Genomic DNA, 12102 nt, shown 5'->3' with positions numbered 1-12102 from the left:
GCTGCCGCTCATCCAAGTGCGGCAGGATCGTCCCGAACTTCGCCGCCAGGACCTGCTCATCGATCTCCACGACCATGGCCATACCAGAACCATGACAGAACAATCACGACATGTACAAGTTAATTTGAGACAATTCCTTAGGTCATCATTAGTGGGATGTTCCCGACCATGCTCGGCGCCGGGAGGCCCAATGACGCGCGTTGTGCGCGGCGCGGACGGACGGATGTGGACCCTGCGCAGCCAGCTGGAGTGGCGGTCGCCGGCCACTGCGGATGACTTCGAGCACGACGTGAGCGTCGGCAACGCGGCCGCGGTCGTGCTGCTGGTCCTCGTCGTGGCGCTCGGCGCGATCCTGATCTTGTGGACGCCCGACGACGTCGTCGTGCCGCTCTGGGTGGTTCTGCTGATCGTGCTGGTCATGCTGTTCTTCCCGGCCCGATGGGCACTGCGGCGGCCGTGGTCGGTCGTCGCCGAGACGGGTGACAACGGCGAGGGTGACCCCACCGAGAAGTGGGTCGGCACGGTGCGCGGTCTGTTCACCGTGCGTCAGCAGGTGAACCGGGTGGCGAAGAGCATCGCCATCGACTCGGTGCCGGGCATCGAAGGGCCGCTACAACCCGTGGCGTAATCGGCGGAATCCGGCAAGACTGGCGAGGTGCCTGAACTCCCCGAGGTCGAGGCCCTCGCGCAGCACATCCGCGAGCACGGCGTCGGCCGAACCGTGGCCAGGGTCGACGTCGCGTCGCTGAGCGTGCTCAAGACGGTGAGCCCGTCCTGGACCGAGCTGCACGGCAGGACCGTGACGGCGACCGCCCGGCACGGCAAGTTCCTCGACCTGGACTGCGACGGCCTGCACCTGATCATCCACCTGGCCCGCGCGGGCTGGCTGCGCTGGGCGGAGAACATGTCCGCCGCGCCGCCCCGGCCGGGCAAGGGACCGCTCGCGCTGCGTGTGCATCTCGGCCCACCCGGCAAGGGCCCGGGCTTCGACCTCACCGAGGCCGGCACGAAGAAGGGCCTCGCCGCCTGGATCGTCGCCGACCCCAAGGAGGTGCCGGGTGTCGCCGCGCTCGGCCCGGACGTCATGTCGATCACCCGCGACGAGTTCGCCGCGGTGCTCGCCGGCCGCACCGAGCGGCTGAAGAACGCGCTGACCACGCAGAAGATCCTGGCCGGCGTCGGCAACGCGTACTCCGACGAGATCCTGCACACCGCCAAGCTCTCGCCCTACGCCACCGCGGGCAAGCTCGCCGACGCGGCGGTCGACGGGCTGTACGCGGCGCTGCGCACGGTTCTCACCGATGCGGTGAACCGGTCGGTCGGCCAGCACGCGGCGCTGCTCAAGGGCGAGAAACGGTCCGGGCTGCGGGTGCACGGCCGCACCGGCATGCCGTGCCCGGTGTGCGGGGACACCGTGCGCGAGGTGTCCTTCGCGGACAAGGCGTTCCAGTACTGCGCCACCTGCCAGACGGGCGGCAAACCGCTCGCCGACCGGCGCATGTCGCGACTGTTGAAGTAAGAGCTCGCTTGCTTAGTGAGCGCCATGCGTCGAGCATTGAATGGTGACCGACCTGTTGACCGAGCGTGCCCTGATGGGTGCGTTGGCGATGCTCGTCGTCGGCGGGCTGTTCGTGCTCTTCATCCGCAGGCGCAAGTCCGAGGGGTCGGTGGACGACGCGGTCCTGGACGCCGTGCAGCGGCTGTCGAAGGCCGCGCCCGCGATGCGGAGCGGACTCACCGAGGAGGCCGCCGACCAGGCGACGAAGCACCTGGTGGAGATGCTCAAGTGCGTTGCCATCGGGATCACCGACGCCTCCGGACAGCTGCTGTCCTGGGACGGCGGCGCCAACGAGCACTACGACGACCTGACCGGCGCGGTCGACGTCGCGGTCCGCAACGGTCAGCGCGCGCACATCCACCACACCAACCTCAACTGCGAGCACCGTGGCCGCTGCCCCATGCGCACCGCCGTGATCGTGCCCCTCATTCCGGACGGGCACGTCGAGGGCACGCTGATCGTGGTCGGCGGCGTCAACTCGAAGAGGTTGATCCGGGCGGCCGACGAGGTGGCGAAGTTCGTCAGCATCCAGCTCGAGCTCGCGAAGCTCGACGAGTCGAAGCAGGCGCTGGCCAAGGCCGAGGTGCGGATGCTGCGCGCGCAGATCTCGCCGCACTTCCTGTACAACGCGCTGAACTCGATCTCCTCACTCATCCGCACCGACCCCGAGCGGGCGCGTGACCTGCTGCAGGAGTTCGCCGACTTCACCAGGTACTCGTTCAGGACCACCGGTCAGTTCACGACCCTGGCCGAGGAGCTCCGGAACATCGATCGCTACCTCACGATCCAGAGCCAGCGCTACGCGGACCGCCTCAACGTGCGGATCAAGATCGCGCCCGAGGTGCTGTCGGTGGTCGTGCCGTTCCTGGTGCTCCAGCCCCTGGTGGAGAACGCCGTGCAGCACGGCCTGTCGCCGAAGCCGGGCGGCGGCACGGTCACCGTGGTCGCCCAGGACAACGGCAACGAGGCCCTGATCAGTGTCGAGGACGACGGCGTCGGCATGGACGCCGACCGCTTGTTCGCCGACCTGCGCGACGCCCACAAGACCGGCTCGCACGTCGGCATCGGCAACATCAACCAACGCATGCGCTCGGTCTTCGGCGACGAGTACGCCCTGATGGCCGAGACGGCACCGGGCGCGGGCATGAAGGTGATCCTGCGGGTGCCCAAGTTCTTCCCGGGCGTGCGCCCCGACCTGCCGAAGTTCGGCGCCGACGACACCGAGGTCACCGACACCGAGGTCACCGACACCCCGAAGGGCACCGTCGGCCAACCCGCCCGCTGACACCCCCCGCCCACCGACTTGTCCACAACCCGCCGACTTGTCCACAGCGCCGCGCACTATCCCGTTCTCGTCGGTGCAGCCCGATAGGATGGAGCTGAGGGGTGCCCCCGGAGTGGGTGGGGGCTTGCGTTTCTTGAGTTCTGCCCGCGCGTGCGCGCGCGACCCGTCATCCACGTGTGTGACCGCGATCTGGCGACCGTGGCGCATGGACCGTGGCTGCGTGGGTCGGTGCCACGGCGTGGGACCTGTCCGCTTTCAGCGACGGCGGCCCAGACTCGGCGTCCGCAGGCGCGACCACCGCCTCCGCAACCCCCGCAGCCACGGTCGCCGGCGTCGGCGCGGCCCCGGGGCGCCAGCCGCGAGTCCCACTCGGCCGGGCTCATCGCGTCACCACCCCCACCAGACAGGAGGCAGCGCTCACGGGCTGGATACGGCACAGCCGCATAGGGTTGGGAACCATGAGCGTCACCGAGAAGCTGGCTGCCAAGCTGCCCATGAGCCGCGGTGGCGGCGGCCCGGTGGTGTCCGTCGTCAAGCTGCACGGCGTGATCACCCCGACGCCGTCCCCGCTGGCCCGCGGCACGATCAACATCAACACCGTCGAGTCCGCGCTCACCAGGGCGTTCGACCACGACCGGCTCAAGGCCGTGGCACTCGCGATCAACTCGCCGGGCGGCGCGCCCACCCAGTCCGCGCTCGTCGGCGAGCGGATCCGCGAGCTCGCCAAGGGCAAGAAGGTCCCGGTGCTCGCGTTCTGCGAGGACGTCGCCGCGTCCGGCGGCTACTGGCTCGCCTGCTCAGCCGACGAGATCTTCGCGCACCCGTCGTCGCTGGTCGGCTCGATCGGGGTGGTGACCGCCGGCTTCGGGCTCAACGGCCTGCTCGAGCGGGTCGGCGTCGAGCGCCGGGTCTACACCGCGGGCGCGCACAAGGTCCGGCTCGACCCCTTCCGTCCGGAGAAGGACGAGGACGTCGAGTGGCTCAAGAGCCTGCAGACCCAGCTGCACGACCAGTTCGTCGGCTGGGTCAAGGACCGCCGCGGCGACCGGCTCGCCAGCGCCGAGGACCTGTTCACCGGCGAGATCTGGACCGGCGCCAAGGCGGCCGAGCTCGGGCTCGTCGACGGCGTCGGCAACCTGCGGCAGGTGCTCGCCGAGCGGTACCCGGACGCCGAGATCAGCGTGGCCGAGCCCAAGCGGCCGCTGCTGGCCCGGTTGGGCCTCGGCGCGTCGGCCGCGTTCGGCCAGGGACCCGGCGACCGGGTTTTGGGCGCGATGGAGGCCATGGAGGTCCGCGCCACATGGTCCCGGTTCGGGCTTTAGCCGCCCGAAAAGGGAGAATTACCGCTGCTCTGAGTTGTTTCCGGGCCACGAGATCAACCCGTCGCTCACCCGGGCGGGGTAAGCAGGAGGTTGACCATGGACATTTGGTTCTTCCGATCGGCAAGATGCACCTCACCGTGAGTACTACAGCGAACACCCCTGGTCTCGTCGTCCTGGCCGTTGACGACGAGAAGGACGGGATGGACCTCCTGCTGGAACGGCTGGACGCGAACCGGTTCGTGCGGCGGGTCATCCCGGCGTTCGACGCGACCGAGGCGTTGCGCCAGCTGGCCGGCGACGACCCCGAGCTCAGCGCGCGCCGGAACTCCGGCCGGCCGATCGTCGACGCGGTCTTCTCCGACCTCAAGATGCCCGGCCTCACCGGCATGGAGATGGCCAAGGTGCTGGCCGGCTTCAAGCCGTCCCCGGTGCTGGTGTTCATCACCGGCCACGGCGAGGGCAACGACGCGGTCGAGGCGTTCGAGCTCGGCGCGGTCGACTTCATCCCGAAGCCGTGCGACCAGACTCGCATGGACCGCGCGGTCCAGCGGGTCTTCTCCAAGCTGCGTGGCGACGGCCTGGCCACCGAGGCCACCGAGGCCGGCGGCCCGGAGCCCAGCGACGACGAGGTCATCCCCGTCGAGCTCGCCGGCAACACCAAGCTGATCCCGCGCTCGTCGGTGCGCTGGGTGGAGGCGCAGGGCGACTACGCCCGCCTGTTCACCTCGGAGGGCTCGCACCTGGTGCGCATCCCGCTGGCCCAGCTCGAGGAGCGGTGGGAGAAGGCCGGCTTCGTCCGCATCCACCGGTCCTACCTGGTGCCGATCAACCTGATCACCGAGCTGCAGCTCGGCGGCAACGGCTACCACGTGGTGATCGGTGAGGAGGAGCGCAAGCTCCCGGTCAGCCGCCGGCACACCCGCGAGCTCAAGGACCGGATCACCCGGCGCGGCGGCGTGTGATGTCGTCGTGAGCCGTCACGCCGCCGGTTCTGGACCGGAACGCGGGTCGTACCAGGACCCGCCGACCAAGCCGCGCCGCAAGCGCGTGGTGCTCGCCGACTCACGCGCGCCGGTCACCGTCCTGCGCACGGTCGTCGAGCTCGAGGAGCAGACCAGCTACGGCGAGGAGCTCGTCAGCCAGTACATCCGCACCCAGTTCCGCACCTCGATCCGGTTCTGGATCGGCACGATCCTGCTTCTCGCGGTCATCCCGGCGGTGTTCTTCCTCGTCCCGCCGCTGTCGGAGGTCAGCTTCGCCGGCGTGCGGCTGCCGTGGCTCGTCATCGGCGTGCTGCCGTTCCCGCTGTTGTTCGGCGCCGGGTACTGGTACAACCTGGTGGTCGAGCGACAGGAGAAGGACTTCGTCGCGATGGTGGAGAAGTAGCCGGCTCTCGTTAGGACCCGAGGCACTCGGTGGACGCAAAGATTTGGGCGCTTGCCGGGATCTCGCTCGTCACGGCGGCGACGTTCTACATCGGCTACCGGTCCTCCAGGACGGCCCGCACGACGCAGGACTTCCTGGTCGCCCGGCGTACTGTGCGGTCAAGGCGCAACGCCGCCGCGGTGTCCGGCGAGTACCTGTCCGCCGCGTCCTTCCTCGGTGTCGCCGGCCTCGTGCTCAAGGACGGCGCCGACGCCCTGTGGTACCCGGTCGGCTTCACCGCGGGCTACTTCGCGCTGATGCTGTTCGTCGCCGCACCGCTGCGCCGGTCCGGCGCCTACACGCTGCCCGACTTCTGCGAGGCCCGGCTCGGCTCCCGGGCACTGCGTGGCCTCGCCGCCGCGTTCGTGGTGTTCATCGGGATCCTGTACGTGGTCCCGCAGCTGCAGGCCGCGGGCCTCTCGATCGCCAACATCCTGCCGGTGCCCAACTGGGTCGGGGCGCTGCTGGTCACCGTCGTGGTCATCGTCAACGTGTTCGGCGGCGGGATGCGCGCGATCACCGTCGTGCAGGCGTTCCAGTACTGGCTCAAGCTCTTCGCGATCGCCGCGCCGACCTTCGTGATGTGTGTGCTGTTCATCGGCAACGGCGGCCCGCGCGGCGGTGCGGTCACCGGGCTGACCGAGCCGATGCCGCCCACCTTCACCAGGGCGACCACGGTCGACGTCCAGACGCCGGTGCAGCTCCAGGTCGAGGAGACCACCTTGCTGAGCGCGCGGGGCGAGGTGAACGGCATCGCGGCCGGGGGCACGGTGTACTGGACACCCGGCGTGTACGAGGTCGCCGCGGGCACCGAGCTGCACTTCTCCCAAGGCTCGACGGTGCCGGTGGTGGTCGGCGCGCCGACGGACAACTCGAGCTGGCTGCGGCCGGCGGCCGCGCCCGACAACCTGTTCACGACGTACTCGCTGATGCTGGCGCTGTTCCTCGGCACGATGGGTCTGCCGCACGTCCTGGTCCGCTTCTACACCAACCCGGACGGCAGGGCGGCGCGCAGGACGACACTGCACGTCCTGCTGCTGCTGTCGCTGTTCTACCTGTTCCCCATCCTCCTCGGGGCGCTCTCCCGGCTGTACGTGCCGGAGCTGCTGGTGACCGGCAAGACCGACGCGGCCGTGCTGATGCTGCCGTCGAAGATCGCGCCCGGGGTGCTCGGCCAGATCCTCGGCGCGACCGTCACGGCGGGCGCGTTCGCCGCGTTCCTGTCGACGTCCTCCGGTCTTGTGGTGAGCGTGTCCGGGGTGCTGTCGACCGACGTGCTGCGCGGGCGGGTACGCGACTTCCGGTTCGCCACCGCGATCGCCGGTGGCGCGCCGCTCGCGCTCGCGATCGTGCTGCGGCCGTCGGACATCTCGCTGTCGGTGGGCATGTCGTTCGCGCTCGCGGCGTCGACGTTCTGCCCGGTGCTGCTGCTCGGCGTGTGGTGGCGGCGGCTGACCTGGGTCGGCGCGGCGGTCGGCATGGTGGTCGGCGGCGGCCTGGTGCTGGCGTCGCTGGTGCTGAACACGGTCAGCGGGTTCACCGGTGGCTGGGCGCCGAGCGTGCTGGGGCAGCCCGCGCTCATCACGGTGCCGGTCGCGTTCCTGACAGTGATCATCGTGAGCAAGGCAACGCAGAGCAAGGTGCCGCCCGACGTGGCGCAGATCCGGCTGCGGATGCACGCGCCGGACGGGCTCGGGTTCATCCGCGACCGGGCCATCGCGCGGTTCGGCACTGCGGAGGAGCGGGCCCGGCTGGCCGACGGTCGGCACCGGAAATGAAGATCGGGGATCGGGGAACCCGGCCATTACCATCTACCCGAGCCCCGGTCGCCGATGATGGGAGCGCTGATGGCGGTGTCCGCCGACCGAGCGCCTGACCCGGCGCCTGGCCGGTCCCGGATCGGCGTGCGACCGTGGGCCCGAACCGATCCGGTGGCCGTGCTGAGCGTGGCGCGGCACATCGCCGACGAGCTCAAGGACGGCCTCGGTGGCTCCGGCGTCCGGGCCGCGGCGCGGGGGGTGCGCCGGCTGCTCGACGTCGACCGCGTCGCCCTCGCGGACCTGTCCGGCCGGCCGGTGTGGGCGCCCGCGCCGCCCGCGGACGAGCGGCCCGCGACAGAGCTCGTCGAAGAGGTCCTGCACTCCGAGACCAAGGGTGGCCGGCCACCGCTGATGGCGTTGCCGCTGCACGTCCACCACGAGCTGGCCGGGGTTCTGGTCGTCGCGGGCGCGGTGCGGCGGTCGGCGGTGCGGGAGGCGGCCGGCTGGATCGTCGAGGCGCTGGAGCGGGGCCGGCTGGAGGCGTCGGCCGAGCAGGCGGCGCAGGCCGAGCTGCGGGCGCTGCGGGCGGAGATCTCGCCGCACTTCGTGTACAACGCGCTGACCGTGATCGCCGCGCTGGTGAGCTCCGAGCCGGACCGGTCGCGTGAGCTGATGATCGACTTCGCCGACTACATCCGCTACAGCCTGGCCCGGCACGGCGAGTACACGACGGTCGCCGACGAGTTCCACGCGATCGAGACGTACCTGGCGCTGCAGCGCGCGGTGCTGGGCGAGCGGCTGCAGGTGCAGGTCCGGGTGGCACCGGAGGTGCTCGCGGTGGCGCTGCCGTACCTGGTGCTGCAGCCGCTGGTGGAGAACGCGGTGCGGCACGGGATCGAGCCGCGGGCGGGCGCCGGCCACGTGCTGGTGCGCGGCGAGGCCGAGGGCAACGACTGCGTGATCAGCGTCGAGGACGACGGGCTCGGCATGGATCCGTCGCTGGCCGAGGAGATCCTGGCCGGCCGCGCCGGTTCGGACAGCGTCGGTCTGGCCAATGTGGACAGACGACTGCGCAACGTCTACGGCCCGTGGTTCGGCCTGGTGGTGGAGACGGCGCGGGACGAGGGGACGCGGGTGGTCGTGCGGATCCCGAGGTTCCAGCCGGGGGTGATGCCGGGGTGAGCGAGCGTGCGAGCGAACGCTTGACACAGACCACCCGCGAGCGGCTCGACCGGGCCTGCGAGGGGGAGTCGTGACCAGTCTGTCGGTGCTCGCGGTGGACGACGTGCCGCCCGCGCTGGACGAGCTGTGTCGGCTGCTGCGCGAGTCGCCGGAGATCGCGGAGGTCTCCGGCGCGGGCGACCCGCTGTCGGCGCTGCGGATGATCCAGAGCGGCCGGTTCGACGCGGTGTTCCTTGACATCTCGATGCCCGGCCTGGACGGTCTGGAGTTGGCGTCCCTGCTGGCGAAGCTGTCCGAGCCGCCGGCGATCGTGTTCGTCACGGCGTACGAGCAGCACGCGGTGGCGGCGTTCGGCATCGGCGCGGTGGACTACCTGCTGAAGCCGGTCCGCACCGAACGGCTGGCGGACGCGTTGGCCCGGATCAACCGCGTGGTGCCACCCGCGCGCTCGGCCCCCGAGCAACTGCCCGCGCCGCCGCCGGACTCGATGGCCGCGCTGCCGGTCGAGAGCGCGGGCCGGACCCGGTACGTGCGCCGCACGGAGGTCCTGTTCGTCGAGGCGCACGGCGACTACGTCCGGCTGCACGCGGTGTCCGGCGTGCACGAGGTGCGGATGCCCATCTCCAGGCTGGAGGACTACTGGGAACCGGCGGGCTTCATCCGGGTGCACCGGAGCTTCCTGGTGGCGCTGGACGCGGTGCGCGAGCTGCGGAGCGACTCGGTGGGCGGCCTGCTGGCCCACACGGAGCTCGGTGACGTGCCGGTGAGCCGCCGCCACGCCCGCGACCTGCGTGAGCGCCTGCTGGCGGCGGCCAGGAGCGGTCGGCTGGACCGCTCCGAGCGGCGGATCTGATGCCGGGCCACAAGCGGGTCGCGGTGATGAGCCCGCAGACCCGGCTGGCGCATTCCCGCAGGAGGCTGCGTGGCCGCTGGCGGGTGCCCAAGCTGGACCCCGCGGGAGCGGAGCGGGCCGCGGAGCTCTACCGGGCCCAGCGTCGCCTGGCCGTCGCCCCGCTCGTCCTGCTGTTCGTGGGCATCCTGGGCCTTCCGCTGGTCTTCGCGTTGTTCCCCGGGCTGGACACGGTGCGGCTGATGGGAATCCCGATCTCCTGGCTGGCCCTGGCGGTGCTCCCGTACCCGGCGCTGTCGCTGCTGGCCGCCTGGCAGCTGCGCCGAGCCGAGAACGCGGAGGACAAACCATGACCCGTCGCGCGCACGCGCGCGTGTAAGACACATACGGTGTACGACGCGGAGATCTGCAAGCAGTGCGGCGGGTCAGGATGGATGAACCGATGACGGAGAGTGTCCGGACGGTTTGTCATGGGTGCCGGCAGGTCACCCAGTACCGAACGGACGACGGAACAATCAGGCCGATGATCCTGCCCGGTAACGGCACGGTGTGGGTCGACCGTATGCCTGGCGGCATGGTCGAGGAGCCTTGCCCAGTGTGCGGTGACTCCGATGACCCCGGCTGGATCCCTGGCTTCGTTCCTCCGGTCTAGCCTCACCTCAGGAACGCAAAGCCCCTCCCCGGGCGGTAGCCGGGAAGAGAAGTCCCTTTACGAACGGGCGACCGTCTTCCTGGCCTGCGTTAGCGTCGCACTCGTGGCTCATGACACCAGACCGTTTCTCCGGCACTCCCCGGAGTCAGTCTATCGGGTCGTGCCGACGGAAAGGGGGCGTCGGCGGCGGCTGTGGACAACTTCGCGGGCTGTGGACAACTCGTCGGCGGTTCCGCGGTGATCATCGCCTTCGCGGTGGCGCCGGTCGTCCTCGTCACGCTCCTCATCGGGCTGCGCGGCGTCGCGGCCATGCGCACCACGTCGGACTTCCTCGTCGCGTCCCGCCGGGTCTCGCCGCTGCTCAACTCCGCCGCCGTCTCCGGGGAGTACCTCTCGGCGGCGTCCTTCCTCGGCGTGGCCGGGCTCGTCGTCAAGGACGGCATCGGCTCGCTCTGGTACCCCGTCGGCTTCACTGCCGGCTACATCGCCATGCTCGTCCTCGTCGCCGCGCCCATGCGTCGCTCGGGGGCGCTGACCGTCCCCGACTTCGCCGAGGCCCGGCTCGCCTCGCCGGCACTGCGGCGGGTCACCGCGGTCGTCATCCTCGTCATCGGCGGGCTCTACCTCGTCCCGCAGTTCCGCACGGCCGGGCTCGTCCTGTCCGCGGTGAGCAACAGCCCGTACTGGGTCGGCGTCGTGGTCGCGGGCGCGGGTGTCGCGATCACCCTCGCGCTCGGCGGGATGCGCGCCGCCACCTACGTCCAGGCCTTCCAGTTCGTGCTCAAGCTCTTCCTCTTCATCGTCCCGGCCATCTGGCTGCTCATCCAGGTCGGCCCGGACGTGCGCCACGACGCCGTCCGGCCGGTCGAGTTCACCGAGTTCGAACACGACACCCGGGTGGTCTTCCGGGTCGGCACCACGCTGACGATGACCGAGCCCACCGAAGTCCACATAGGACAGTCGGCGCAGGTGAAGGACGGCAGCTGGGACGTCCCGCAGGGCAGCACCGTCATCTTCCCGAAGGGCGCCCAGGTCCCGCAGGTGACCGGCGAGGCCCGCCCCGGCGGCGCCGGCTGGGAACGCCCGCTGCTCGACCTCCAGGACGCCGGCCGCCCGCTGCTCGGCACCTGGGCGCTGGTCGTCGCGCTGGCCCTGGGCACCATGGGCCTCCCGCACGTGATCATGCGTTTCCACACCAGCCCCGACGGCCGCGCCGCCCGCCGCACCGCCGCGCTGACCGTCGCCCTGCTCAGCATCTTCTACCTCTTCCCGGGCATCTACGGCGTCCTCGGCCGCGTCCTCGTCCCGCAGCTGTACCTCTCCGGCGCCACCGACATCGCCGTCGTCGCGCTGCCCGCCCAGGTCGACGACGGCTGGCCGGGCAGCCTGTTCACCGCCCTGCTCACCGGTGGCGCGTTCGCCGCGTTCCTCGCCACCTCGCTCGGCCTCGTCCTCGTCGTGTCCGGTGCGATCTCCTACGACCTGCTGCCCGGCGGCCTGAGCCGGCTGCGGTTCACCGTGATCGCCGTGGCCACGGTCGTCGTCCTCCTTGCCCTGCAAGCGATCCGGCTCGACGCGGGGATTCTGGTCACCTGGGCCTTCACGGTTGCCGCGTCCACGTTCTGCCCGCTGCTCGTCCTCGGCATCTGGTGGTCGCGGCTTACCGTCGCCGGCGCGATGAGCGGTGTGCTCGTGGGGCTGTTCGCCGCGTCCGGTGCGTTCGCCGGCACCCTGCTCGGCCTGCCGGTCAGTGGCTGGCTCGCGATCCTCGTCGCCCAGCCCGCGCCGTGGTCGGTCCCGCTCGCCTTCGCCACGATGGTCGTCGTCTCGCTGCGCGGCCGGCCGCCGTCCTGGAGCCGTACCGCGATGCTGCGGCTGCACCTGAACGAGGACAGCGTCGCGACACCGGCCGACCGCCTGCGCGCGCTCCGCGCGGCCACTCGATCGAGTGAACCGAGAACGTGACGTAGGCCACTCGGCCCGTCAAGCGTGCCGTTGGTCAACCGTTCGTCGCGGCTCGGCGCGGTCTGACTGCTGATGATTTTGCGCAGAGTGGCTGCTTCCTAGG

11 protein-coding genes are annotated in these 12102 nt (G+C 70.7%); all 11 read left to right on the top strand.

Annotated elements, in window-relative coordinates; genetic code table 11:
• The first annotated feature begins 190 nt into the window (after positions 1 to 190).
• Positions 191 to 628, top strand: a complete 438-nt coding sequence (locus tag GEV28_RS10690; RefSeq protein WP_291411178.1) for a DUF983 domain-containing protein — start codon at positions 191 to 193, stop codon at positions 626 to 628.
• Positions 629 to 655: 27 nt separating this feature from the next.
• On the top strand, positions 656 to 1519 hold the full coding sequence (locus GEV28_RS10685) for a DNA-formamidopyrimidine glycosylase family protein (RefSeq protein ID WP_291411177.1): 864 nt from the start codon (positions 656 to 658) through the stop codon (positions 1517 to 1519).
• Positions 1520 to 1592: 73 nt separating this feature from the next.
• Positions 1593 to 2843 carry a histidine kinase gene (locus GEV28_RS10680; RefSeq protein WP_291411195.1) on the top strand — a complete coding sequence of 417 codons (1251 nt, stop codon included), beginning with the start codon at positions 1593 to 1595 and terminating at the stop codon, positions 2841 to 2843.
• A gap of 458 nt (positions 2844 to 3301) precedes the next feature.
• Positions 3302 to 4165, top strand: coding sequence for a S49 family peptidase (locus GEV28_RS10675; RefSeq protein WP_291411175.1), 864 nt, complete (start codon positions 3302 to 3304; stop codon positions 4163 to 4165).
• A 125-nt stretch (positions 4166 to 4290) separates the two neighbouring features.
• A complete protein-coding gene (locus GEV28_RS10670) occupies positions 4291 to 5127 on the top strand; it encodes a LytTR family transcriptional regulator DNA-binding domain-containing protein (RefSeq protein ID WP_291411193.1) in 837 nt (278 codons plus the stop codon).
• Positions 5128 to 5134: 7 nt separating this feature from the next.
• Positions 5135 to 5551 carry a hypothetical protein gene (locus GEV28_RS10665; protein ID WP_291411173.1) on the top strand — a complete coding sequence of 139 codons (417 nt, stop codon included), beginning with the start codon at positions 5135 to 5137 and terminating at the stop codon, positions 5549 to 5551.
• Between the two features lie 29 nt (positions 5552 to 5580).
• On the top strand, positions 5581 to 7368 hold the full coding sequence (locus tag GEV28_RS10660) for a cation acetate symporter (protein WP_291411171.1): 1788 nt from the start codon (positions 5581 to 5583) through the stop codon (positions 7366 to 7368).
• Between the two features lie 69 nt (positions 7369 to 7437).
• Positions 7438 to 8532, top strand: a complete 1095-nt coding sequence (locus tag GEV28_RS10655) for a sensor histidine kinase (protein ID WP_291411169.1) — start codon at positions 7438 to 7440, stop codon at positions 8530 to 8532.
• A 70-nt stretch (positions 8533 to 8602) separates the two neighbouring features.
• Positions 8603 to 9385, top strand: a complete 783-nt coding sequence (locus GEV28_RS10650; RefSeq protein WP_291411167.1) for a LytTR family DNA-binding domain-containing protein — start codon at positions 8603 to 8605, stop codon at positions 9383 to 9385.
• A complete protein-coding gene (locus GEV28_RS10645; protein ID WP_291411165.1) occupies positions 9385 to 9735 on the top strand; it encodes a hypothetical protein in 351 nt (116 codons plus the stop codon). Before GEV28_RS10650 ends, GEV28_RS10645 begins: the two co-directional genes overlap by 1 nt.
• A gap of 536 nt (positions 9736 to 10271) precedes the next feature.
• A complete protein-coding gene (locus GEV28_RS10640; RefSeq protein WP_291411163.1) occupies positions 10272 to 11999 on the top strand; it encodes a cation acetate symporter in 1728 nt (575 codons plus the stop codon).
• The last annotated feature ends 103 nt before the right edge of the window (positions 12000 to 12102 follow it).

The sequence above is a fragment of the Actinophytocola sp. genome, assembly GCF_009379765.1.
In the GTDB taxonomy this organism is placed as follows: domain Bacteria; phylum Actinomycetota; class Actinomycetes; order Mycobacteriales; family Pseudonocardiaceae; genus Actinophytocola.
The sequence above is the reverse complement of the archived record's forward strand: the minus strand, read 5'-3'. Positions and strand labels throughout refer to the sequence as shown.

Excerpts from the sequence above, each read along its gene's own strand:
- GEV28_RS10690 (WP_291411178.1), top strand. The coding sequence starts at position 191 with ATGACGCGCGTTGTGCGCGGCGCGGACGGACGGATGTGGACCCTGCGC.
- GEV28_RS10680 (WP_291411195.1), top strand. The coding sequence starts at position 1,593 with ATGGGTGCGTTGGCGATGCTCGTCGTCGGCGGGCTGTTCGTGCTCTTC.
- GEV28_RS10675 (WP_291411175.1), top strand. The coding sequence starts at position 3,302 with ATGAGCGTCACCGAGAAGCTGGCTGCCAAGCTGCCCATGAGCCGCGGT.
- GEV28_RS10670 (WP_291411193.1), top strand. The coding sequence starts at position 4,291 with ATGCACCTCACCGTGAGTACTACAGCGAACACCCCTGGTCTCGTCGTC.
- GEV28_RS10655 (WP_291411169.1), top strand. The coding sequence starts at position 7,438 with ATGGCGGTGTCCGCCGACCGAGCGCCTGACCCGGCGCCTGGCCGGTCC.
- GEV28_RS10645 (WP_291411165.1), top strand. The coding sequence starts at position 9,385 with ATGCCGGGCCACAAGCGGGTCGCGGTGATGAGCCCGCAGACCCGGCTG.